The sequence below is a fragment of the Rhizobium sp. BR 362 genome, from assembly GCF_036528765.1.
Classification (GTDB): Bacteria; Pseudomonadota; Alphaproteobacteria; order Rhizobiales; family Rhizobiaceae; genus Rhizobium.
This window is the reverse complement of sequence record NZ_JARWGH010000041.1, coordinates 1-24,766: the sequence shown is the minus strand read 5'-3', so window position 1 is coordinate 24,766 and position 24,766 is coordinate 1. Positions and strand designations below refer to the sequence as shown.

Sequence of the window (24,766 nt, the reverse complement as noted above, 5' to 3'; positions counted from 1 at the left end):
TGCGATTACATATTAGACTTCCCGCCTGCTAGCCTTTACGGGCCACCAATCAAAACGATTTCGCCCTAAAATAGTGTCGGCGATTAACTCGTGCGCGATCGATGTCTTGCATCCCGACTTGAACGCAAGCCGACGCCCATCCATCTAATTCTAACGACAGCGCCATGGCGAACCAGGCATCCATGTGATCGGTCGCCGGCGGCAGCGACGATGGGCGCCGCTGTTTGAGGATCAAATGATGGGTTTCATAGATAAGGACATAGTGCCCGCAGAAGACGGGGCACTGATAGATGCATATTCTCAATCCATAGCAAGTGCGGTGGACACGGTCAGACCGGCGGTCAGCCGAATAGAGTGGGTTGGGAGCAGGGGCGGGCACGGTTCCGGCTTTGCCGTCTCGCCGGACGGGCTGATCGTCACCAACAACCATGTCGTCGGCGACGCCAAGATCGTCCGCATCACCACACCAGACGGTTCCGTGACGGAAGGACGCGTCCTTGGACGCGACGTCGACACCGACATCGCTCTCATCCGAGCAAATTCCGGCGTCGGAGCCTGGGCGCGCCTCGGGGACTCCAAGCGTCTGCGCAGGGGCCATATCGCGATCGCCATCGGAAATCCGCTCGGCTTCGAGTGGACGGTGACCGCCGGCATTATATCGGCGCTTGGTCGCTCCATGCGGTCTGCCAGCGGGCGCCTGATGGACGACGTCATTCAGACCGACGCCGCGCTCAACCCGGGCAATTCCGGAGGGCCGCTGGTATCGTCGAGCGGCGAGGTCATCGGAGTCAATACCGCTGTTATCCAGGGTGCACAAAGCATCGCCTTCGCGGTGGCTTCCAATACGGCGAACTTCGTGGTGTCGGAGATACTGCGCTATGGCCATGTCAGGCGTGCCTTCATCGGCATCGCCGGCGATACGATCGAGCTGCCGCGGAGGATTGCCCTTGAGGCCGGCACCGGCCAGGCAACTTCGGTGCGCGTCAGACGCGTCGAACCCGGCGGCCCTGCCGACCGCGCAGGCTTACGCGACGGCGACTACATTCTGGCGATCGACGGCAGACCGGTTGGCGGCGTCGACGACATCGTAAGATTGATGAGCGGCGAGAGGATCGGTCAAAACACCGATCTGCTCGTCTTCTCGGTTGCAGGCCGAATTGAGAAGCGAACTCTGCTGCCGGTTGCCCGGTCGTAAGCGTTCGGCGAAAACGAAAAGGCCGTCAATTCGGTAATTTCGTCAGAACCGGCCGAGCTGTTAAGAAGAGCGGTCGTCCCGCGCAACCATATGCGCACGCGCCGCACCGCCCAGAGGATACCATCATGGCCCAATCCGCCCTTTTCACGCCACTTCGTGTCCGCAATCTCGATTTGGCCAACCGCATCGTTATCGCTCCGATGTGCCAATATTCGGCCGAGAATGGATGCATGAACGATTGGCACCTCATTCATCTCGGCCAGCTTGCCCTCTCCGGGGCAGCCTTGCTGACCATCGAAGCGACCGCTGTCCTTCCGGAGGGCCGCATCAGTTGGGCGGATGTCGGGCTGTGGAACGATGAAACCGAAGCGGCCATGCGCAGGACGCTTGAGGGTATCCGGCGCTGGTCGGACATGCCGATCGGAATTCAACTGAGCCATGCCGGCCGCAAAGCATCGACCGAAGTACCCTGGCTCGGGGGAGCGCAGATCGCTCCGGGCGAACCGCATGGCTGGCAGACCGAGGCGCCCTCCGCAGTCCCCTTCGCCGAGGGCAGGGTTCCGCCGACCGCTTTGAATCGTGACGGGCTAGGGCGGATTCGCGACGCATTCGCGGCCTCGGCCGCCCGTGCAGGTCGACTCGGGCTCGACTTCGTCCAGCTTCACGGAGCCCACGGCTATCTCCTGCACCAGTTTCTCTCGCCGCTTTCGAACCGGCGAGACGACGAATATGGCGGCTCGCTGGAGAACCGGATGCGGTTTCCGCTGGAGGTGTTCGATGCGGTGCGGGCCGCCTTCCCCTCCGATAAAGCGGTCACCATGCGGGTCTCGGGTACGGATTGGGTCGAAGGCGGCCTGTCCATCGATGAGATCGTTGCTTTCGCCAAGGTGCTCGATGCCCGCGGCTGCGATGCGATACATGTCTCCAGCGGCGGCCTTCACCCGGCGCAGCAGATTCCGATCGGGCCGAACTATCAGGTGCCGCTCGCCCGCGCCGTCAAGGCCGCCGTTCGCATGCCGGTGGTCGCCGTCGGGCTGATCACCGAGCCGACGCAGGCCGAAGCGATCGTCTCGACCGGAGACGCCGATATCATCGCGCTGGCGCGCGCCATTCTTTACGATCCCCGCTGGCCATGGCACGCGGCTGCGGAATTGGGAGCTCAGGTGCGGGCGCCCAATCAATATCTTCGCTGTCAGCCGCGCCAATTCAAGGACCTGTTCGAGCTGGCCGGCAGCGCCAGCCGCCCATAATGAGGGCCGGGGGAACTGCGAACTGCCACCATCGTTATGACATCAGTACAGCGATGGAGAAACATCATGGAAATTGCAGGAAAACCCGGTTCGCATGCGCTCAGCGCATTTTTTGACGACGAGTCCGACGCCGAAAAGGCGTCAGACGAGCTCATGGAAGCTGGCATACCGAAAGATGCCATCACCATGACGCCCGGAAACCGGCCCAACGTACCACCGATTGATCATATCGGCTTCATCGACGCTTTGACCGGGTTCTTCTTTACGGAAGAGCAGCGCAAGAACTACGCGGAGGCACTCCGGCGTGGGGGCGTCCTGCTGACCGTGGAGGAAGTGAGCAAGGATCAGCACGACACCGCCCTGAACATCCTGACGGAAAGGGGAAGCATCGATATGGATGAGCGCGCGGAAGAGTGGCGGCGCGAGAATTTGAAATAGGTGAACCCGCCAGCCAAGCGAAATCGCGGTTTATACCATTTCCAGCACCGGCACGACGACAACGGTCGGCGGGGCTCATGATATCTGCTAAATCAAAATCATCGATGTTGATGACGGAGACATCGCCCGGCATCGCGAGCGCCTGTTCGCGCAAGGGTTCAGTTGCGATGACTTAGGCACATCGATCTGCCGCCAGCCCGGGTGCATGCTCAGGAATAAAAAGGAAAGGAACATGTCGAAATCACGCCGGCTCAAGCGTCTTTAGGAAATGGATGGCACTGCGGGACGGGGCCGTTCATGCCGTACTGAGATCAATCGCTAATAGGGGTTAAGCGGATATGAGCGTTTCCTATCGTTGGGTGATCGTCGCCGCCGGCGCGCTGATGACCTGTGTTGCGCTTGGCGCGATGTTTTCACTGGCTATTTTTCAAGGGCCGATCGCAACGGCCACCAATTGGTCGCATGCCGGCATTGCGAGCGCGATGACGCTCAATTTCCTAGTCATGGGTCTCGGCGGGTTCTTGTGGGGCGCGGCCAGCGACCGCTTCGGCCCACGCATCGTCGTTTTGACAGGTGCAGTCCTGTTGGGGCTTGCGCTTGTGCTGGCGAGCCGCGCGGGATCGCTCCTCCAATTTCAATTGACCTACGGCATTCTCGTCGGTCTCGCCGCCAGCGCCTTTTTCGCGCCGATGATCGCGGCCACTACCGCATGGTTCGAGGAAAACCGCAGCCTTGCCGTTTCGCTGGTCTCCGCCGGCATGGGCGTTGCCCCGATGACGGTTTCGCCGTTCGCCCGTTGGCTGATTTCTGCCTATGATTGGCAGACCGCCATGATGCTCATCGGTTTCCTAGCCTGGATACTGCTGGTGCCGACAGCGCTGCTTGTGCGACGCGCGCCTGCGGCTGCCACTGGCCCGGCTGCCGATTCCGCAACCGAAGGCGCGAACGTGCCGCTCGGACAGATATTCCGATCGCCGCAATTTCTCGTTCTCGGAGGAACGTTCTTTGCCTGCTGCGCGGCGCATTCCGGGCCGATCTTCCATATGGTCAGCTATGCGACGATCTGCGGCGTGGCGCCGATGGCGGCGGTCAGCATCTACAGCGTCGAGGGGCTGGCAGGGCTTGGCGGCCGCCTCTTATACGGCACGCTTGCCGACAGGGTCGGCGTCAAGCCCGTCCTGGTCGCGGGTCTCTTGGTGCAGGCGGCTGCGCTCGCAACCTATCTCCTCGTCAGCCAGCTCAGCGAATTCTACGCGCTCGCAGTCATCTTCGGCAGCGCCTATGGCGGGGTCATGCCGCTCTATGCGGTGCTTGCACGCGAGTATTTCGGCCCGCGCGTCATCGGCACCGTCTTCGGCGCGGCAACGATGCTGTCGAGCATTGGAATGGCATTCGGCCCGCTGGCGGGCGGCTGGATCTTCGATACATTCGGCAACTATTCCTGGCTCTTTATCGGGTCGTCCATGGTCGGGCTCGGCGCAGTCGCCATCGCGCTCGCCTTTCCGCCCTTGCGGCGCATCGAGCTTCAACCGGCGTAACCGAGTGCGCCGTCAACGCATGTGACGGAAACGATTACAGTCCCCATAGACATGAGATGGGGGCCGCATAGAGCCGTTCGCCGAATGGCAGGACCTTGTCTCCATCGTAAAGGACAAGTCCGATCCGAAAGCCATCACTGGCCACCTGCCCAATTTTCCGCAGCCCCTTGAAATCCGCATTCGAGACGGTGGCCGCGGCCTTGATCTCGATGCCGACGATAGCACCGGTATTGTCTTCAAGAACGATATCAACCTCGTCCTGGTCCTTGTCGCGATAGTGGTACAAGGTAGGAGCAGTCTCGCACCACGTCGCCAGTTTGAGGATCTCGCTCACGACGAAAGTTTCCAGCAGCGGGCCAAGGAGGGAGCGGTTCGTGGCAATCCGATCCGGGGTAATGCCCAACATGGCGGCGAGTAGTCCTGAGTCCAGAAAATGCAGCTTTGGCGTTTTCACAAGCCGCTTGAGCTGGTTACGGAACCATGGCTCGATCCGCCTCACGAGAAAGAGTTGTTCGAACAGCCCGACATAACGTCTGGCAGTCTTATCGTCCAAGCCGATCTGCCCGGCCAGTTGAGTAAAATTGACGAGCTGTCCGGAGTGATGAGCGAGCGCGCGGAGCAGATGCGGCATCTGGTCCAGCTTCTCGATATCGGCGATATCACGCACGTCGCGCTCAACAATGGCCCGGATATAATCTCTTGCCCAGGCCGCGCGTCGATTAGGTGCGCTGCGCCCGAGCATCTCAGGATAACCGCCAACCAGGACGGCCTCTACAAGGTTCTTTCCGACGAGGGACGACTTTGGGTGAATCGCCCGCCCTGAGAAAGCATCGTCGAGGAAGCTTGAGCCGAGACCATGGATCTCGGATTGAGCCAAGGGCAAAAGCGTCATGATTTCCATTCGTCCGGCGAGGCTCTCTGCTACAGTCGGAAGAGTGAGAATATTCGCTGATCCCGTCAGCAGGAATCGTCCCGGCCGACGATCATCATCGACCGAGCGCTTGATAGCCCGCAAAAGGTCGGGCGCGCGCTGCACCTCATCGATGGTCGCCATGTCGAGGTCTCGGACAAAACCCGCCGGATCAGCGCGGATCGAAGCAAGAGTCGTGTCGTCGTCAAGAGTGAAGTAGGGCCGATCGATCGGCATCAGCCTTCGCACCAGCGTGGTCTTGCCACACTGTCGTGGACCGTTGACCAACAGGACAGGCGTATCGACCAGAGCTGCCGAGATTTGCTTGGTTACTCCTCGAAAATAAAGGGGTGGGCTAGCTTCTTCTTCGGGCAAAGGGATATTCCGTCTAATTCGGATTTCTGTTTCGTCCAATCCGGATTTTATGTTCGTCTAATTCGGATTTCAAGGTTGTCCAATCCGGATTATTAGGCCGTCCGATCCGGAACTGGGAAGGGGTGGATTTGCGGGCGATCTTGGCGATCCCAGGCTATGACTTCTCCGGGAGAAGGTCTTCTCATGTCGACATTGGAGATCGCGCTTGGCGTCTCCTTCAACCACGACCGCCAAGGGATGAGCGATACGCCGGAGGCTTATCCTGCCCCTCTCATCGCCTTACACACAGTTTTAGACAGTGGAGGTAAGTTGCTGGCATTGCATTTTTCAATTTTTAGTCAACACTTCTCTTGTGCATCAGGTGAATGACCTCCTGGGGAGGAAATCTGGAGGACATTTACCGGCGCAAGGTTTGCCGAGCCGACAGGCGGGGAAACCAAGTGCAATGCCAACATGGGAGGGTACGGCGCGGCTCTGGCTGTCCATATCCTTGGTGCAACTGGGAGGAACAAAAAATGGCAACCACCTCTGTAGGTGAAGCTTCTGGTCGAGGTATGACCAGAGAAGAGAAGAAGGTGATCTTTGCATCTTCGCTCGGAACTGTTTTCGAATGGTATGATTTCTATCTCTATGGTTCGTTGGCCACATTCATCGGTGCGGCCTTTTTCAGTGATTATCCGGAGGCGACCCGCAATATTTTCGCGCTGCTCGCTTTTGCGGCGGGCTTCCTTGTCCGGCCGTTTGGCGCCCTGGTCTTCGGACGGATCGGCGATCTCGTCGGCCGCAAATATACGTTTCTCGTCACGATCACGATCATGGGTCTGTCGACCTTTCTGGTCGGCATCCTGCCGGGTTCGGCCAGTTGGGGCATCATCGCCCCGGTCATTCTGATCGCATTGCGCCTGCTGCAGGGCCTGGCGCTCGGCGGCGAATATGGCGGCGCGGCCACCTATGTGGCGGAACATGCGCCCAACGATCGACGCGGCTATTACACATCCTGGATTCAGACGACGGCAACGCTCGGGCTCTTCCTGTCGCTCATCGTCATTCTGGTGGTGCAGAATTGGCTGGGCAAAAGCGCCTTTGCCGATTGGGGCTGGCGTGTCCCCTTCATCCTGTCCTGCGTCCTTCTCGGCATTTCCGTCTGGATTCGGCTGTCGCTCAGTGAATCGCCGGCATTCCAAAAGATGAAGGAAGAGGGCAAGGGTTCCAAAGCACCACTGTCGGAGGCTTTCGGACAGTGGAAGAACGCCAGGATCGCTCTGCTCGCGCTTCTTGGCCTCACGGCTGGCCAGGCGGTCGTCTGGTATGCGGGCCAGTTCTATTCGCTGTTCTTCCTGCAGAACGTGCTGAAGGTTGATGGCCAATCGGTCAATATCATGATCGCCATAGCACTCTTGATCGGCAGCGGCTTCTTCGTCGTGTTCGGCTGGCTATCCGACAAGATCGGCCGCAAGCCGATCATCATGGCCGGCCTTGCCTTGGCGATCCTGACCTACTTCCCGCTGTTCAACGCATTGACCCGCGCGGCAAACCCGGCTCTCGCCCAGGCGGAGCAGACGATCCGTGCCACCGTCACCGCAGCGCCCGGCGATTGCACCTTCCAGTTCAACCCGGTCGGCACGGCGAAATTCAACAAATCCTGCGACATTGCGACTTCGTTCCTATCGAAGAGCTCTGTGCCCTATGCCATCGTCGATGGCCCGGCTGGCCAGCCGGCAACGGTCACCGTCGGTGATGCGACTGTCACCTCATACAATGCCGTCACTGCCGGTGCGGACGCTGCGGCAAAGAGCGCAGCGTTCACGCATGATCTGAACCTTGCCCTGCAGAAGGCCGGCTTCCCACTCGCGCGCGATCCGGCCAAGGTGCCGGATGTCAAATTGGATGGCTTCATTGCCGCCAACCCGGAACTCGGTCTCGACGCAGCGACGATCCGCGCCGGGGAAAAGACGGTCACGCCGGTGGCCGACCTCGTCAAGGCGAAGCTGCTCACGGCGGAACAAGCCGCCGGGGCAACGGAAATGCCCGTATACACCATACCGAACGGCGGTGCATTTAAGATGGTCGCCGATCCCAATGCGGTAAACTGGCCGCTCACCATCGCCATTCTCACCATTCTCGTCATCTATGTGACCATGGTCTATGGTCCCATCGCCGCGATATTGGTCGAGATGTTCCCGACCCGCATCCGCTATACCGGCATGTCCTTGCCCTATCATATCGGCAACGGCTGGTTCGGCGGCCTGCTTCCGGCAACGGTCTTTGCGATGAGTGCCGCCAAGGGCGATATCTACTACGGCCTTTGGTATCCGATCGCGGTTGCGGCTATGAGCCTTGTCATCGGTCTTATCTTTATCCGCGATACCAAGGGCGTTGACCTCAACGCCATTAAATAACAATGCACTGAAAGCCCGGCGCGAGACATCCCGCCGGGCTTTTTTGTCTCTGGCGCTCGGCAATTTCAGGCTTGGCAATGCTTTAGCATACCGCATGCGCCCGCGGAGCCCTCCGTGACGCCACGCAGAAGACGAAAATGAAAAGGGAAAGATGATCAAGACGCATCCGCTGAAAGGCCCCAACCGGTTGAAGCTCGGCGTGTTCTCCGCCAATGCCGATGGCGGCCTGGCAATCACCGATGTGCCGGAACGCTGGGCGGCTGGCTGGCAGGACAATCTGACCGCCGCGCAGATTGCCGACCGCGCGGGGCTGGAATTCTTTCTGCCGATTGCCCGCTGGCGCGGATTCGGCGGCAAGAACCGGGTGCGCGAATGGTCGTTTGAGACCTTCACCTGGGCGGCGGCGCTAGCGGCAGCGACCGAGAAGATCGGCCTGTTCATGACCGTGCATGTGCCGCTGGTGCATCCGCTCTATGCGGCCAAGTCGCTGGCGACCGTCGATCACATCAGCCAGGGACGAGCCGGCCTCAACATCGTCTGCGGCTGGAATCCGAAGGAATTCGGCATGTTCGGCGTTCCCTTGGTCGAGAAGGGCTACGACCAGGCGGCAGAATGGCTGGAGATCGTCGAAAAGGTCTACGCCTCCGACGAACCGGTCGACTACGCCGGCACCTACTATACGCTGAAGGAAGCCGTCAGCCGTCCGGCGAGCCTGCAGATGCCGCGGCCGGTGACGATGAATGCCGCTTTCGGTGGCCCTGGCCGCGATTTTGCGGCGGCAAACTGCGACTATCTCTTCACCACCTTCACCGAGATCGCCGATGCCGGAAAGCACGTGATCGATATACGCGAACGGGCAGAGAAACAGGGCAGGGACGTTGGCGTCTACACCGTCTGCCATGTGGTCTGCCGCCAGACGCAGCAGGAGGCAGAAGACTATTACACCCGCTATACCGTTACCATGGCCGATCACGCCGCCGTCGATCAGCATATGGCGGGGAAGAAAGAGTTCTCGCAATCGCATGATCGGGAAGCCTACGACCGCTACCGCCAGCGCTTTGCCGGCGGCGCCGGCAGCTATCCGCTGATCGGCACGCCGGAAAAGATCGTCGAGGAGATGATCGCCATATCAGCCCAAGGCTATGCCGGCATCGCCCTATCCTTCGTCAACTATACGCAGGAACTGCCCTATTTCTGCGACCGGGTCATCCCGCTTCTGATAAAGGCAGGGCTTCGTGTCGAATGAAAAAGGGCCGTCATGGGGTAAGTGACGACGCGTGACGAGGCCGAGCTGGACGCGACCATTGCATCCACCGGGCGTTCAGGAACGCTCCGCCCAGATTTTTGCCAGTTCGACAAGCGTCTTGACGGCCTTCTCCATATCCTGCCGGCTGACCCATTCGAGCGGCGAGTGAAACGCATGGCCGCCCGCGAAGATGTTGGCGCAGGGCAGGCCCATGAACGACAGCCGCGAACCGTCGGTGCCGCCGCGGATGCTGCCACGCACAGGCGTCATGCCGGCGCGGCGAACGGCCTCGATGGCGTTATCGGCGATTTCAGGATGGCGGTCGAGAATGGTCTTCATGTTGCGGTACTGCTGCTTGACCTTGAAGGAATAGGTTGAGCCGGGATAATCAGCCATCACCTTCTTTACGATCGCCTCAAGCACGGCCTCCTTGCTGGCGAGACCGTCATCGTCGAAGTCGCGGACGATGAAGCTGAGCGCCGCCTTTTCCATCGAACCGGTCACGCCCGTCGGGTGAATAAAACCATCCCTGCCATCCGTCGTCTCCGGCGCCAAGTCCTTCGGCAGTCGGCTGATGATGTCGCCGGCGATCTTGATGGCGTTCTCCATCTTGCCCTTGGCAAAACCCGGATGGATCGCGACGCCTTGGATAATGATTTCGACGCCGTCGGCAGAAAAGGTTTCATCCTCGATATGACCAGCCGTTTCGCCATCGACGGTGTAGGCGAACTCGGCGCCGAGCTTCGTCAGATCGACCTTGTCGACTCCGCGTCCGATTTCCTCATCGGTCGTGAACAGGAGCTTGATCGTTCCATGTTTGATCTCAGGATTGTCGACCAAAAACTGCGCCGCGGTCATGATTTCCGCGAGACCTGCCTTGTCGTCCGCACCAAGCAGCGTCGTACCATCTGACGTGATGATGTCGTTGCCGATCTGGTCGCGCAGGACCGGATTGTCGCTGACGCGAATGATCTGCTGCGGATCGCCTGAGAGCTGAATGTCGCCGCCGCCGTAGTTCCGCAGGATTTGCGGCTTGACGTTCGTTCCGGTGAAATCGGGCGCCGTATCCATATGCGAACAGAAGCAGATGACCGGGACCGGCTTATCGACATTGGAGGGGATGGTTGCGTAGACGTAGCCGTGCTCATTGAGATGCGCATCCGAGATACCAATCGCCAGCAATTCCTCGACCAGGATACGCCCAAGGTTCTTTTGCTTTTCCGTGGAAGGCTGCGTCGGCGACTTGGGATCCGATTGTGTGTCGACAACGACGTAGCGAAGGAAGCGATCGGTAACGGTATCGGTCATGAGCTCGGATCCACTATCTGTCTATCAGCGATAACTGAGCTATAGCCCTCGTCGGTGGGGTCGTGAATGCATTTTTGTTTTGCCGAGGTGTTTTGTCGTTGGAACAAACCGTCCTTGTGATCGGGCAAGTAATGCCCTTACTACCGCCGGAATCACCAACACATGTCTCAATCGAAGTAATTAGGGATTCTAGCCCGTTTGACCGATTGAGATAACCTCAGATAGCATTTAAAATTCGCACCACCTAGAGGGTGTTTACACCCATGCCGAAAAGGCCGCCCAGGCGGCGCGCGTTGTCCGCGATCGATGGCATATGAATCCTCAATTCACACCTGAACATACTCTACCGGAAGTCGAGATTGAACAGGAGCAGATCATGAGTGTCGCGCCGTTGAACAACCCACCCGTTATCACGGACCTCACCATATGGGAGGACGACCCAGCAAGCGGGGTATTCACCATAGCCCCGAAACCGGACGTCACACTGGCGCCTTTGAAGTTTTTATTTCCAGGGGCCGTGCCGCCTGTCAGCAATGACATCAATTCCGCCGCATTTCGATACTGGACGGCCGCAGAAGCGCTGAAACGTGGCGCTAATTTCTGGGCACCGATAGTGCCGCAACCGAAATGGTGGCAAAGGGGCGAAATTCTCGAAGTGCATCTTGATCGATGGGAAGATCTGGAAGCCGACTACGACCGCGATGCACTGAACTTCTATCACGGACCTTCAGCTTGCGGAAGAGTCTATTCCTGCGCGAGCCCGGATGTGGTCTGCCACGAATTGGGGCATGCCATCCTGGATGCGATCAAGCCAAGTCTGTGGACAGCGCACCTTCAAGAGGTCGCGTCCTTTCATGAAACCTTCGGCGATATGAGCGCCATATTATGTGCGCTGCAGTTGCCGTCATTACGTCAGGCCATATTGGTGGAGACATATGGCAACCTTTCCTGCGACTCCAGACTTTCGCGGATCGGACAGCAGTTCGGGACTGCCGTGCACGCTCTTTATCCGAAAGACGCTGACCCCAACTGTCTTCGCAATGCGTCGAGCTTTTTCAGCTATTGCGACCCGTCGAGCCTTCCTTCCAGCGCTCTAACGACAAGTCTCTCGTCCAATCCGCATTCTTTTTCGCGGGTATTCACCGGCGCGCTGTTCGAAGCACTGGCGGACATGTTGACCCTCTCTGCCGTCGATCCTAATGCGCCAACGCCAAACGAGCTGCTCGCCGTTACTCTGGATATGAGAGACATCTTGGCCGGCGCCGCGACGAAGGCAGATCAAGTTTCGGGTTATTTTGCGGAGGTTGCCACCGCCATCGCACTTGAAAGCGCTCAGAAAAATCAGGATTATATTGGAATATTCCTGAGCGCATTCGTTAGCCATTCCATTTTGTCGATGGAAACGGCCGTAACCATTCAGTCATCACCGGACGCTCTTCAAGAGGAATTTGAGGAGATGGCGGATGATAGCCGATTTGCTGAATCGCTTACGATGGTTCTTCCTGCTTTGCGTTATGGCCTTGCCGAGGATCTCTATGTCGAGATGATCTCTTCGCGGCAGGGTTTTGTGGCGCGCAGCGCGGGGAGAGACGGCAAGTCGCTTGAGCCGGCAAGCCTGGCGACGGCCACCGAAGCTTTTGTCGACGAGTTATTTCTCACGGGGCAGGTCGATTACAACGACTATGGCGCCAGGGGCTTCAAGCCCTATGGCAGACGCCGAAGCAAGACGCACGAACTGATCCGCACAGATGGCGGCCTGAAATTGCAGCGGCGACTGTTTCATTAGCCGGAAAATACAGTTGAAAGAAGGAATTTGTGACGTGCAGCAGCTTGTCTCGGCGGGTGTCTGCCGGGATCCATCATGGTGGGGAGGATGGGATGGCAGCCGTAAGGGGAGACTTTGCACGCCGCACTCTGCGGACGAAACTGGCGATTGGCCTAGCCTTGATCATGGCCTCAACCGAGCCGGCGACCGCCCAATCGGATCCGTCCGATCCGGCAGCCAACATGCCCGATTGTACTTACCAAGGCACCGATTATCTGCTGTCGGTCACCAATCCGCCCGCGGCCGATCGGCAACTCATCATGGATCTCATCCATCGGTATAATTGGGCTCTGGACGAGGGCTCGCTAGTCGGCGTCGACGAGATGCTGCGCGACGACGTCACCTATGAACTTTGCAACTCCATCGAAAAACAGGTCCTGTTGAAGACAAACAAGCTGCAGCTTGAGCAATATCTCGAAGATCTTGGGAACGAATTGGATAGAAACCGGAGCATGACCCGACATATCGAGAGCAATACGCTTCTGAATGCGGTCGATGCGAACACGGTGCAAGGTAAAACGACGGTCGTCGTTACCATCCAGTTCGGCGGAATCGAAACACCGGTGGTCGATTATACGGGAGCTCTCCATACCGTTTTCAAGAAGGACGGCAGCGGCTGGAAGTTCTCAAGCATTATCCTCATCACGGATGGGCCAAAGATCAGTTTCAGAGCGCGATAGCGGTGAGCTTCCCCACATGCCGAGGAGATGATTTTGCGGCATATTGGTCTGAGATCGATCCTGATCGTGTCTGTAGTGAGTTTGCCGCTCGGGTCGGGCTGGCCCGCGGGAGACCAGACGGAAATTGCCACCATTTACCGCCGTGCCGCACAGATGGCGGCGGCTGCAGTCCTCAGGGTCGGCACTTCCCGCTGTGGTGAGAACGAGCGTTGCGACCGATTGACCGGTTGCATCTCCCCCACCCCTCCGCAGGAACCCATCGCGGAAGCGCTGCCGGACGATCAGGACAATCGGCTCTACGTGCGCGAACTGCATGTTTTTCAGCTCTGCGGACAATTGGCACCGGCCGCGCCTACCGGTGCAACTGCTGCTCTTCATCTGATCGGCGATGATAGCCAAGAGGCTGAGGAACACAAATTCGCCGACGCGGTCGAGCGCTGGAACGGCGATTTCCTATGGGCACCTGCGTCTCAAACCAGCGATGTGGTTACGCGGTTCGGTGACGAGGCGCGCGCTGTTTTCGGCCCCATTCCCGACGGCGATTGCACAGACGGTGCCGCGCAAACCATCCCCCTGCAGATCGATGGGAATGTCGTGGACCTGAAGCCCAATCCGGCGAAGCCTGGAAATCCGCTGGAATTCGAGCATCGCGATGCCGCCGGTGCTGTCGTCAAATGGACCGATACGATCTCTCGGTGCGACAAGCCTTCGCTTGCCGGCAGCGTCACCTATTGCGGCATGAACTCGCGGATGAGCCGTATCGTCAGAGGCAATGTCGAATGGCTCTCCTTCTGCCGCAAATCCACATCGAGCCTCGAAATCGAGCCCGAAGGCTATTGGCAGAGATCGAACCCGAAATTCTCCCGCCTGGGCATTATCGGATTTAACAGAAAAACCGGAGAAATCGTGTTTTTCGATGGCACGAAGAAGCGAAAGGACTTCGACTGGACGCAGACTTTCGTGCCGCCCGGCGGGCATTCCTATTCCGATCGACAGGGGCGTGCCGCAGCCGAGGCGCTATATGATCCAACATTTCAGATCGCATGTTCGGCTTGTCACGACAACAAGCATGCTTATATCGTCGATCCGCATATCGGCATGGCAAGAGTTGGATTTTCATCGGACACCGGCAAGGGCAGAGACCCGGCACTTAGCCTAGGTGACTATCTGCCTAAAACGTCGCGCAGCGATAATTCGCCTTTCCGCATCATCGGCTCGGGCTACACCAGCACACACGCTGCAGCAATCCGGCGCGCAAAAACCGTCGTCGATCCCGGCGGCACCTGCACCACATGCCACACGCTGACGACGCAAATTACTGGTCAGCGCTTCGCCTCGGATGCCGTTGCGCAGGAACCGTGGATTTCGCGGCCGCGTTGGGCTCAGCTTCTGCAGTTGCGGGCAGAACAAATGAAACTGCATCAGATCGATAGCCATAGGACGGCGTGGGCGCGCCAGTCCGGACAGGGAAAGATCCACCCGTGGATGGTCCCCGTCGACGGCAATGACCTGCAGGCGTCGATGCCGGAAATCAGTCCCGATGATTGGCATAAACTCAGCAATTGCCTCTGGGATGCCGGAGGAGCCGAATGCGGTTATCGGCCGCTTTACACGGAATGCCCCGCGCCGGGCAGGGGATCGCAAGGCAATGACACCAAGCCCACGAATTTTGCGGCTATACAACTTTCTCTTCCATCGGGAGAACAGGACGGCGACCGCAGGCTTCGATTGAGCTGGAACTATCTGAACAATCTGGGTGGCGTGCCGGAGAGAGATGACGTGCGCTTCGATGTCGCGCTGAAGTCGATGACAATCCCTTCATCCGCCGAGCCGCCGGGAGAGGCCGACTATCCGACCATGGCCGAAGCCGAAGGCGCGGATTTCATCAACCTGGCCGAGGAGATCGGTAAATCCCACGGAGCAATGCTGATCCGCAACATTGCCTATTTTGGGCATGCGAAATTTACCGAACCGGCGCCTTCCGCAACCCCGCGAGAGTTCAGGCTGGATCTGCCGGCGCAATGCAATCGCCGCTATCTGGCCCGGATTCTTCCCAAGAGATTCTGTTTCGATCAAAGCGGCGTCAAATATGCCGAGGAGAGCAATCTGCTTTATGCCGACATTCGGTGTGACTAGGGGTTCTTTTATATTTTGAATTGCTTATGCAATGATTGCCAAAGATGCTAAGCTTCTCGGGGAGGGATACCGAAAGACAAGTGCCAAAGGCATGCACCGTTTCACTGGGGGATCCAATGGACGATGTACAAAAATGGCTGAGCGAACTGCGGCTCGATCACCTCGTCGACATATTCGCCAAGAACCAAATAGATTTCGACAGCCTCCGCCTTCTCTCCGAAGAGGATCTGCAGGACATGCGGATTCCTCTCGGTCCGCGCCGGAAGATCCTGGCGGGCATCAAACTCTTGAACAGCGAACCCGACGACGTGCTGCCCTCGCCGGCGATCGAACGCCGGCAGTTGACGATATTGTTCTGTGACCTCGTTGGCTCGACCGAATATGCGACCCAGCTTGATCCGGAAGACTTCACCCGGCTCACCCAGACATACCTCGCAGCCTGCACGCGGGCGGTAAAAAGCCACAATGGCATCGCTGCAAACTACATTGGTGACGCTTTCCAGGCCCTGTTCGGATATCCGATTGCCGAAGAGGATGACGGCGAACGTGCGTTGCGGCTTGCGTTCGACATCCTGCGCATCGTCCCCCAGATCAAAGTGCCGCTGGGGCCGCCACTGCGCGTCCGGATCGGCATAGCGAGCGGATTGGTGGTAGTCGGAGATTTCGTCGGAGCGCCTGCCGGGGTTTCGACCGTCGCTCTCGGCTCAATCCCAAACTTGGCTCAGAGGCTGCAAACGCTGGCCGAGCCGCAGGCGATACTGGCGGATCAAAAAACGTATGAGATCACGGCCGGCGCCTTCGAATTTACTGACCTAGGGCTACAGTCCCTCAAAGGGTTTTCGTCGCCGGTGCAAATCTGGCGCGCCGAAAAGGCCAAAATTCTGGAAAACCGCTTTGCAAAGAAAACGCGGTTGACCGAACTTGTCGACCGCCGCGAGGAAATGACACATGTCCTTGGGCTCTGGCGCGATGTGATTTCCGAAAACCGTGGCCAAGCGCTCCTGATCTCCGGCGAGCCGGGAATTGGCAAGTCACGCCTGGTCTTCGAGGTTCAGCGGCAAATCCCGCACTGCACAGTACTGACGCTTCAATGTTCCAGAGCCTATTCGAACACCGCGCTTTTTCCGTTTCTCGGCCTGCTCAAGCGGTATGCAGGCATCGATGCCGACGATGCGCCTGATGTCTCGCTAAATAAACTCGAGGCCGTCCTCGCACTCAGCGAGGTTCCGATCACCAGCTCATTGCCTATTTTCGCCGAGCTGCTGTCCATTGAACAGGCGCGCGCCCCGGCCTCTGATTTGACCGCCGTGCGCCAGCGCGACGTTTCGCACCGGATCCTCATCGACTGGCTCCATCATATTTCTCGGATCAGTCCCGTTCTGCTGTCGATCGAAGACGTCCACTGGATCGATCCTTCATCGCGCGAGGTCGTTGCAAAGCTCGTTGGAGAAGCCGTCTCGTTTCCGATGCTGATCTTGATTACCTCCCGCGAGCGATCGCTGGGCAATAGTGCTGAACCGGAGACTTTGTGGAAGATCGGCTTGGAACGGCTGAGCAACGACGATGCCGCGATGCTCGTTCGCAATGTCGACGAAGGCAACAACCTATCCGACGAGACGAGCCTGTCGCTTTTGGCCAAGGCGGAGGGCGTTCCGCTCTTTGTCGAGGAGCTTGCCCGTGCAGTGTTGGAAACCGCATCTTCGACCGACGCGGAACCGCCGGACCGGCGGAAATCCCCGCTTTCCGTGCCGAGTTCGCTGCAATCGTCATTGCTATCGCGCCTTGACAAGATCGGCCCGGCAAAGGCCGTCGCCCAGATTGCCGCTGTGGTGGGACGCGAATTTGATGCGAAACTTGTCGCTCATCTCTGCGGTATCGCGCCCCCCCTTCTCGATACTACGCTTGGGAGGCTCGTCGAATCGGGCTTGGTCGTCCCGCAGCCGTCAGCCGGCGGTCACAACTATGCTTTTGCGCATGCGCTCCTGCAGGAATCGGCAAGGAATACGCTGCTGCGGGAACGATGCCGTGAGCTCCATGGCCAGGTCGCCGAAGCAATCGAGCAGATCCGCCCGAAGCTTGCGGCTGAACATCCGGAAATCCTGGCGCAGCATTTCGCCGAAGCGGAGCTGTTCGAGCGGGCCGCCGACTGCTGGCTTGCCGCGGGGCTCAACGTCGGCAAGACATGGGCGAAGGTCGAGGCGGCGAACATGTTTGCGAACGGCTTGGAATGCCTGGCCAAATTGCCGGAGTCGCCCGAGCGCGACAGGAAGGAGCTTCGTCTGGAACTAGAGCGCGGTGACGTGCTCTATGCTACATTCGGCTATGTCACCGCGGGAGGCAGTGCCGCCTACCGCAACGTCTTGCGGCTCAGCGAAAAACTGAAGGATTCGGAAGCGCCGATCCGCGCGCTTGACGGCATCTTTGGAACCGCCTTCAACTCCGCCCGCTTTGCAGACGCACTCTGGGCCAGCGACCAGCTCATCGACATCGGCAGAAATCGCGGCAGTCTCAGAGCGGCCGTCCTCGGAATGCAGTTCAAAGGCATGAGCCTCTTTGCACAGGGCCATTTCACGCAAGCCCGCGGATATCTCGAGGCAGCCCTTCGCCACATCGGGCATGCCGATGAGATCGGCAGCGATTTTCCGAGTATGGCGATGTTGTATCTTGCGTGGACTTTACAATTGATCGGCCTGGATCAACCCGCCATTGAATTGTACCGGGAAGCCGAAGCCGATGCGCGCCGGCATTCCGCCTACAGGCTTGCGGCCTGTCTCGGCGACGGCTGTATTCTCCATGCGTTTCGCGACGATACCGGGCCGCTGCGCAGCATGATCGACGAACTATCCGTCCTCGCAGAGGAAAACGGCTTTCGCATGTGGCAGAACATGGCCTCCTTTTTCCACGGCTGGCTGATGGTCCGGGTGGATAATGATCCGTCCGGCCTCGAAAAGATGCGTCACACCTGCGACAATCTCGGCGAGCAGGAGATCGACAAATCCTGTTACCTCGGTCTTCTCGGCGACTGCTATCTGCAATCGGGTAATTTCGATGCCTGTCTCGCAACCCTGAACCAGGCATTGGAACTGGTTGCCAGCACCGGCGAAAACTATTTCACGGCTGAGTTGCTGCGTTTGAAGGGCGAAGCATTGTCGCGCTTGGATTCCGGGGATGGAGAGGCAGAGCGTTGTTTGTACAGCGCCCTCGAATTCGCCCGCAGGCAGCAAGCGCGAAAGTGGGAAATGAAAGTGGCAGAAAGCCTCAATCGGATCGAGGGACTGAAAGCGCACAAACCGGGCGCTTGAACCGTCAGCCTATCAGCGCTCAAACGTGCGGATATCCATCGCTTGCCGTGCGATGACCACGGTTCGAGAACGGCCGCGGCCGTTATTTCATCTCTTGTTGTGTTCCGGGCGTACCTTCCTTCAGAGCAAGGTACGCCCTGCCGTAAATGGCGATAGAAGTATGCTTAATCTATCGTGGTCAGCGTCACCGATGTACCGGTAGCGGCGACATTGAGCCCGAGTTGGCCGGTCACGCTGATCAACTGAAGATGAACGGAGCCGGAGGTGCCGCCGAGAAGGACGTTGGCGCCAACGCCCGCACCGACGGTCGCCTCGGCGGTTACGCCCGTATAAAGGCCGCTCAGCGCACCATGATGATAGCCGGCTGTCGGAGCAAAGACGAGCCAGACAAGACGGCTGCGGGTGGTGAAACCGAGATCGACGCCCAATTTTCTGATCGCGCCGCTATAGTGATCTATGCGCTCTCTTCCAACGGTTGAGCGAAACACACAATCGGCTTCCTTGGCTGATCCGAGCACATAGCCGACACCGCCGCCGACGTCACATGTAAGATAGCCGATCTTCACGCCGTTGCGCTGGTCCGGCTCCTGGTAGGTGGTCTGCAGGTCGGCCGCGTGCGTCGCCGCCGCACCCATGACGATCAATGATGCTGCTGAAAATGCCGTCGCGAGTAATTTTTTCATCTTTCTCTCCTGTCAGAGTATTCAGGGTGCAGGGCACCCGCTCGTCAAGCCGTTGAGTCGGCTCTAACTAACGTCCGTCTTCGCAGAACGATCCCACAAAATTGAGGCGGCTGACCTAGTTATCCCATTCATAATATAAGCGATTACGCAAAAGACGAAAGCCCCAGCCGCTTCACGTTTTGCGATCAGCGTTATCACACCTGAAGGTGGACAATCGGATGGAGTGCGTGGCGCCGCAGGGATTACGGCAGGGCTTTATGGCGTGCCACGCTATTTCCATTCGTCGCAAAAGCGAAGACATCGACCGGTTCGCCAAGGCCCTTGAGGGGGAAGGCACCGAGGCTTTCCATTTCGATCTCACACCCTGCCATCTCGACGAAGGCTTTGGACAACAACACCGGGCGTTTGACCTCCTTGGTCAGGGTCTCCAGCCGGGATGCGACATTGACGGCCGGCCCGATGACGGTGAAATCGAGGCGGGTCCGAGAACCGATATTGCCGTACATCACATCGCCGACATGCACGCCGACGCCGTAGCGCAGCACCTCTCGGCCATGCCGACTATTTTCCTCATTTAAAGCGCCGACCGCAGCCTCCGCTTCGCTGATCGCCTGGAGAAGGTTGGCGCATGCCATGGGATTGCTCAGCGGAAAAATCGCCAGCATTCCATCACCCATAAATTTGAGGATCTCGCCGCCATGTTTCTCGATCGGCTCCGACATCGCGTCGAAATAGCCGTTCAGAAGATCAATGACGTCGTCGCGTGGCCACATGTCCGAAATCGTCGTGAAGTCGCGCAGATCACAGATGAGTATGGCCGCGCCGACAGTCGTGCCGCTGCCGCGCGTCGTGGCACCGGCAAGGATCTGCTCGCTGGCGTGCGGCCCTACATAGGTGCGCAGAAGCGTCCGGGCCAGAATGTTTTTGAGCCTGATCTCGCTCACCAGCGTCAGGGCCGGAAGCAGGTCCTTCAGGAAACTGACATGCTCTTCGGTGAAACCGCCCGGTATGTCGGCGGCAAAGGTGACGATGTGGCGCTTGCCGAGCGTGTGGTAGATCGGCCAGGCAATATAATCCGTCAATCCTTCGGCATGCATTTCCTCGTAGACCGAATAGGCTGGCCGATCAGCCGTATCCAGCTTTTCGAGATTCTGACGGACCTCGGCAGCTCCGTTGAATATCTCGTTGATCGGGCTTGCCAGAAACTGCGGCGTCGTCTCGACGCCGTAGCTAAAGGTGCTGATGCTTGCTTCCTCCAATCCCGTGCGCCAGAGGATCCGTGCACCAAGCCACTGTGGATGAAGCGTTCTGAAATGCATTGTCGCCCTTCCGACAGGGATGCCGGCCGCCCGCAGTCTCACGCACAGGTCCACGAGAATATTGTCGATGAAGCGTTCGTTGCGCGTATCGTGCATCAGCCAATCGAGGATCTCACTCCGCCTTGTCGGCCATATACCAAGGCTCTCGACAGACGAGCCCGTGGCCGCTTCCGGTGAAAATTGCATTATCGATACCTCACGAATAGCTGGTCTTAGTCGTCGCGCAACGATCGACGCCGAAGCGCGAATATACGCCGATTGTACTTGGCCTGGAACGGCAATCGGCTCCCGCCCGCGATTTTATAAACCGGCGCGCGAACCCACTCCGCCCTCGTGCGGCCCGAGGCAGACATTGACGTGCTCATCCGTGCTAATGCACAGAGCAACTCTGTTTGCGCTTATGGGCCATCGGCTCGAAAGGTGACTATACTCGTATGCTGCTCATCGCTATCTCTGATAAAGATCCGCTCCGCCGGCATCGCGGCGATTTGAGCGCCAGTGTAAGACTCTTCTGAAGGAGACCGTTCATGAACCCGTCCGAAGCATCGCGCACCATTGCGGATGAGGCCAAGACCTGGCGCCGCGAGATACACCAGTATCCGGAACTCTTATTCGATCTGCCACGCACATCGGCAATGGTAGCGGAAAAGTTGAGGGCGTTCGGCTGCGACGAGGTGGTGACCGGAATCGCAAAGTCCGGGGTCGTGGCGGTGATCTCGGGCAGCAAAGGCAATGGCAAGACGATCGCGCTTCGCTGCGACATGGATGCGCTGCCGATGTCCGAACAGACGAACCTTCCCTACGCGTCGAAGATACCGAACATGATGCATGCCTGCGGACATGACGGCCACACCGCCATTCTCCTCGGCGCTGCCAAGCGCTTTGCCGCCGATCGCAATTTCGCGGGCAAGATCGTTCTGATCTTCCAACCGGCAGAAGAGGGCGGCGGTGGCGGGCGTGTTATGCTGGAGGAGGGGCTGCTCGATCGTTTCGGCATCGATGAAGTCTATGGCATGCACAATCAGCCGGGGCTCGCGATCGGCTCGTTCGCCATCCGAAGCGGCCCGATGATGGCCGCCGGCGATCGCTTTGTCATCACCATCAACGGACGAGGCGGCCATGCAGCTTCGCCGCATCTTGCCCGCGACCCCGTGCTCGTCGCTTCACATGTCATCGTCGCGCTGCAGTCGATCGCGTCGCGCTTTACCGATCCGTTCGATCCTGTCGTGGTTTCCGTCACCTTCGTCAGCGGCGGCGACCGTAAAGCGCTGAACGTCATTCCGCCCGCAGTCGAAATCGGCGGCACCGTCCGCACGATGCTGCCGGAGACGCGCCGAGCCGTCGAACAACGGTTTCACGATGTGGTAACGGGAACGGCAAAGCTCTATGACGCGCAGGCCGAAATCGATTGGCGCCCGGGATATCCCGTGACCGTCAACAATGCCGAGAAGACCTCGGTTGCGATCGCCGCCGCCAGCAGCGTGGTGGGCGCCGAGCGCGTCAACGGCAACTGGCCGATGACGATGGGCTCGGAGGATTTCTCCTACATGCTTGAAAAGCGGCCCGGGGCGCTCATCTGGCTCGGCAATGGCGACAGCGCCGATCTGCATAATCCGGCCTATGACTTCAATGACAATGCGATCGCTTACGGCATCGATTATTGGGCAGCGCTGGTTGCGCAGCAATTGTCATAGCTGAACGGAGGGGCCTTCGTAAGGAGGCCTCAATTCCCGGCGGCCTCGATCCTGATCCAGTCCAGCTCCAACGTGTCCGAGGACGGTATATAGTCGCGGTACTGCCCGATCTTGAACTTGGTCATCGGCGAGGATAATGGATCAGGTTCATAGCCGATCTTGCCGGTTACCCTGGCGATGAACCTGCCATCCTGGTGAATCTCGATGAATGCGTTACCGTCACGGCCGGCCTGCACGCGATAGCGCATCTCGACCCATTTCCCCGCCGGCGTCGACAGGATCGGATTGCGCCCATACTCCACCTTCAAATCCGGCGTACAAGCCTTGCCGTTGCTGTCCTCCGGCCGGATGGATTGGCAATAATGCGGCGTTCCGTTTGTCCAGGCGAGATTGCTTCCCCTGGCGAGCGCGGAGGCGATCAAGCACCTGCACATGTCGTCCTGAACCGTGACATGCAGGATGCCGTCGTCATAGCGCTGGGCGAGAAATGGGCTTGGTGACCAATTGGCAAACTCCTGCCCGTACTTGCCGCTGATCGGCTCCTGTTTCCATTGCGCCGTTATCCAGCGAATGGAATCCTTATCATTCAAAACCTCTTTTTGCATGCGGAAGCGGAACGAATAGACGAGCGGTACGTCGGACCTCCGAAAGAGCGTCTTTTGCAGACGAAGCTCTTCACGCTGAATGCACTCGCCCTCCTGCTGGGCTGCCTTAACCCGCCTCCAGGCGTCCTCGTCACAATAGGGATCGGGCTGACCCGCCGCTGGCGCCCATGTCGGCTTCGCTTTCGCAAAGAAGTTCGTTCCGAGAAATTCCGGTCTGCTGAAGTCGGCCAGCAAATTGTGTTGTGCAGTCAGGGTCTCCTGCGGCGCTTTGCAGGCCGGTTCGCATTTCTTGCCGCCGAGCGAGGACTCGTTGACGGTAATTCCAGCAATATAATCCTTCTTGTCGGCAGAATCGGCAGAGAATGTTACCGGCGTGTTTTTGTCGTCGATCTGGCAGGAACACCATTGGCTCTGATCCAGCGCTGGCGAGCTGAAGTCATTATAGAGAAGCTCGGTTGCCGATGCGCCCGGTATGATCGCGGCAAAAAGCCAAAGAAACACCGCAACAGGCGTCAAGCGCCACATCTTCGTTCCCCCAAGCCACGCATTGCAGCTTGGAAAGACCTTTAAACACAGAATTCTCCCAATTGAAATCTAGCGAAAAGGTCGAACACCTTGTGCCTTGTCGCTGTATCGCGTGGCCCGAGCCTTTCGCTCTGAAACAGTGCCATTTTCCGTACGTGGGGCAAAATCGGTGGCAGCGTTTTGCTGAGCGGGCATAGAAGTGTGCATAACTCTGCGCTTTGAGAGTTGATTGTCAGCTGGGGGATTCTCTCGCTGGGGCAAATTATGATTCGATTCTGCCATGAAGAGACGGCTCCCCTCCCCCGAGCATGCCGACACGCTTTCACTGAATGCGTTGCGCAGTCTGGTGACGGGTTTGCTGGATAGGTCGCAGCAGGCGGAAGCCCGACTTGAGAAGCTTGAGGCCGAGACCGCCCAACGGCGCGAAGAAAACGCCGCCCTTCGGCTGGAGAACACGCGCCTGAAGGTCGAGAACCAGCTGCTGCGCGACGAGATCGCCCGGCTGAAGAACCTGCCACCTCGGCCACCGTTTCGCTCCTCCGGCATGGAAAAGGCAACCGACATCAAGCCGCGCGACATTTCGGTATCGAAGAAAAAGCGGCGTGGCCCAAAGATGGATGTGAAGCAGGTGAGCCGGCAGGAAGTCCTGCGCGTCGATGCTCCAGCCGGGTCGCCCTTCAAGGGATACAAAAGCGTCTATGTTCGCGACCTGGTGGTGAGGGCGGAGCTTGTTCATTACCGTCGCGAATGCTGGGTGACCCCGGATGGAAAGACGGTGCTCGCACCCTTGCCGGAGGGGATCATCGGTGGTTACGGCGTCAACCTCAGGCGGCTTTGCCTGATGCTCCATGCACAAGGGCAGGTAACGACTGGACGGCTGACAACCTTGCTGAACGACATCGGTCTCGATATCTCGAAACGTCAGGTGGTGCGGCTTTTGACGAAGGAACTGGATGGCTTTGCCGCCGAGGATGCGGCGGTGTTGCATGCCGGTCTTGTGTCGTCATCTTATGTGACGGTTGACGACACCGGTTATGTGACGGTTGACGACACCGGCGCGCGGCATTCCCATAATAATGGTTACGCCACACACATCTGTAAGGGCTATTTAGTAATGCGACAGTTGGGCCAGTTAGAGATGCGACAGTCTCGCCTCTCGACGCACTGGTCAATGCCAACGTTGGGAGCAAGGATGACGACCTTCAGCCTGGTCGAGACCATGAGCGGTTGGAGTTGTCGTGTCCTGTTTGATCACCATGTCGCAGAAAGAGTTGCATCGCCTCGAAGTCGTCCGGAAGATCCGCGGTCAGCGTCTGAGCGTTGTCCAGGCTGCCGAAC

At 58.6% G+C, this 24,766-nt stretch carries 17 protein-coding genes and 1 pseudogene; 13 read left to right on the top strand and 5 right to left on the bottom strand.

Features of this window, described 5'->3' with window-relative positions; translation table 11 throughout:
* Nucleotides 1–238 precede the first annotated feature (238 nt).
* The 4 genes from QDY28_RS27425 (at nt 239) to QDY28_RS27410 (ending at nt 4,421) form a co-directional block, all read left to right on the top strand.
* Nucleotides 239–1,195 carry a S1C family serine protease gene (locus tag QDY28_RS27425; protein ID WP_331384448.1) on the top strand — a complete coding sequence of 319 codons (957 nt, stop codon included), beginning with the start codon at nt 239–241 and terminating at the stop codon, nt 1,193–1,195.
* A gap of 125 nt (nt 1,196–1,320) precedes the next feature.
* Nucleotides 1,321–2,445, top strand: coding sequence for an NADH:flavin oxidoreductase/NADH oxidase (locus QDY28_RS27420; RefSeq protein WP_331384447.1), 1,125 nt, complete (start codon nt 1,321–1,323; stop codon nt 2,443–2,445).
* 66 nt (nt 2,446–2,511) lie between these two features.
* Nucleotides 2,512–2,883, top strand: a complete 372-nt coding sequence (locus QDY28_RS27415; RefSeq protein WP_331384446.1) for a hypothetical protein — start codon at nt 2,512–2,514, stop codon at nt 2,881–2,883.
* A gap of 338 nt (nt 2,884–3,221) precedes the next feature.
* Nucleotides 3,222–4,421, top strand: coding sequence for an MFS transporter (locus QDY28_RS27410; protein WP_331384445.1), 1,200 nt, complete (start codon nt 3,222–3,224; stop codon nt 4,419–4,421).
* A 34-nt stretch (nt 4,422–4,455) separates the two neighbouring features.
* Here QDY28_RS27410 and QDY28_RS27405 read toward each other — a convergent pair whose 3' ends face one another.
* Nucleotides 4,456–5,706, bottom strand: a complete 1,251-nt coding sequence (locus QDY28_RS27405; RefSeq protein WP_331384444.1) for an ATP-binding protein — start codon at nt 5,704–5,706, stop codon at nt 4,456–4,458.
* Between the two features lie 183 nt (nt 5,707–5,889).
* On the opposite strand from QDY28_RS27405, the gene QDY28_RS27400 reads away from it, so the two are divergent.
* The 3 genes from QDY28_RS27400 (at nt 5,890) to QDY28_RS27390 (ending at nt 9,351) form a co-directional block, all read left to right on the top strand.
* The gene (locus tag QDY28_RS27400; protein WP_331384443.1) at nt 5,890–6,075 is read left to right on the top strand and encodes a hypothetical protein; all 186 of its coding nucleotides are present in this window, start codon (nt 5,890–5,892) and stop codon (nt 6,073–6,075) included.
* 146 nt (nt 6,076–6,221) lie between these two features.
* Nucleotides 6,222–8,105 carry an MFS transporter gene (locus QDY28_RS27395; RefSeq protein ID WP_331384442.1) on the top strand — a complete coding sequence of 628 codons (1,884 nt, stop codon included), beginning with the start codon at nt 6,222–6,224 and terminating at the stop codon, nt 8,103–8,105.
* A gap of 151 nt (nt 8,106–8,256) precedes the next feature.
* Complete coding sequence (locus tag QDY28_RS27390; RefSeq protein ID WP_331384441.1) at nt 8,257–9,351, top strand: LLM class flavin-dependent oxidoreductase; 1,095 nt, start codon at nt 8,257–8,259, stop codon at nt 9,349–9,351.
* A gap of 75 nt (nt 9,352–9,426) precedes the next feature.
* Here QDY28_RS27390 and pepT read toward each other — a convergent pair whose 3' ends face one another.
* Nucleotides 9,427–10,659, bottom strand: a complete 1,233-nt coding sequence (gene pepT / locus QDY28_RS27385; protein WP_331384440.1) for a peptidase T — start codon at nt 10,657–10,659, stop codon at nt 9,427–9,429.
* Between the two features lie 376 nt (nt 10,660–11,035).
* Between pepT and QDY28_RS27380 the strand changes: the two genes are divergently transcribed.
* From QDY28_RS27380 to QDY28_RS27365, 4 genes are all read left to right on the top strand, one after another.
* Entirely contained in the window at nt 11,036–12,445 is a 1,410-nt protein-coding gene (locus QDY28_RS27380) for a hypothetical protein (RefSeq protein WP_331384439.1), read from the top strand.
* A 92-nt stretch (nt 12,446–12,537) separates the two neighbouring features.
* The gene (locus QDY28_RS27375) at nt 12,538–13,164 is read left to right on the top strand and encodes a nuclear transport factor 2 family protein (protein WP_331384438.1); all 627 of its coding nucleotides are present in this window, start codon (nt 12,538–12,540) and stop codon (nt 13,162–13,164) included.
* 33 nt (nt 13,165–13,197) lie between these two features.
* Complete coding sequence (locus QDY28_RS27370) at nt 13,198–15,300, top strand: hypothetical protein (protein WP_331384437.1); 2,103 nt, start codon at nt 13,198–13,200, stop codon at nt 15,298–15,300.
* A 116-nt stretch (nt 15,301–15,416) separates the two neighbouring features.
* Nucleotides 15,417–18,602, top strand: coding sequence for an adenylate/guanylate cyclase domain-containing protein (locus QDY28_RS27365; RefSeq protein ID WP_331384436.1), 3,186 nt, complete (start codon nt 15,417–15,419; stop codon nt 18,600–18,602).
* 164 nt (nt 18,603–18,766) lie between these two features.
* Here QDY28_RS27365 and QDY28_RS27360 read toward each other — a convergent pair whose 3' ends face one another.
* The gene (locus QDY28_RS27360; RefSeq protein WP_331384435.1) at nt 18,767–19,285 is read right to left on the bottom strand and encodes a DUF992 domain-containing protein; all 519 of its coding nucleotides are present in this window, start codon (nt 19,283–19,285) and stop codon (nt 18,767–18,769) included.
* A 242-nt stretch (nt 19,286–19,527) separates the two neighbouring features.
* Nucleotides 19,528–20,790: an adenylate/guanylate cyclase domain-containing protein gene (locus QDY28_RS27355; RefSeq protein WP_331384434.1), complete on the bottom strand. Its 1,263-nt coding sequence runs from the start codon at nt 20,788–20,790 to the stop codon at nt 19,528–19,530.
* Nucleotides 20,791–21,131: 341 nt separating this feature from the next.
* Between QDY28_RS27355 and QDY28_RS27350 the strand changes: the two genes are divergently transcribed.
* Complete coding sequence (locus QDY28_RS27350) at nt 21,132–22,298, top strand: M20 aminoacylase family protein (protein WP_331384433.1); 1,167 nt, start codon at nt 21,132–21,134, stop codon at nt 22,296–22,298.
* 29 nt (nt 22,299–22,327) lie between these two features.
* Here the strand turns inward: QDY28_RS27350 and QDY28_RS27345 are convergent, their stop codons facing one another.
* Nucleotides 22,328–23,428, bottom strand: a complete 1,101-nt coding sequence (locus QDY28_RS27345) for a heparin lyase I family protein (protein ID WP_331384432.1) — start codon at nt 23,426–23,428, stop codon at nt 22,328–22,330.
* Between the two features lie 280 nt (nt 23,429–23,708).
* Here QDY28_RS27345 and QDY28_RS27340 point away from each other — a divergent pair.
* Nucleotides 23,709–24,524, top strand: a pseudogene (locus QDY28_RS27340) (IS66 family transposase); the annotation flags it as partial.
* Nucleotides 24,525–24,766 lie beyond the last annotated feature (242 nt).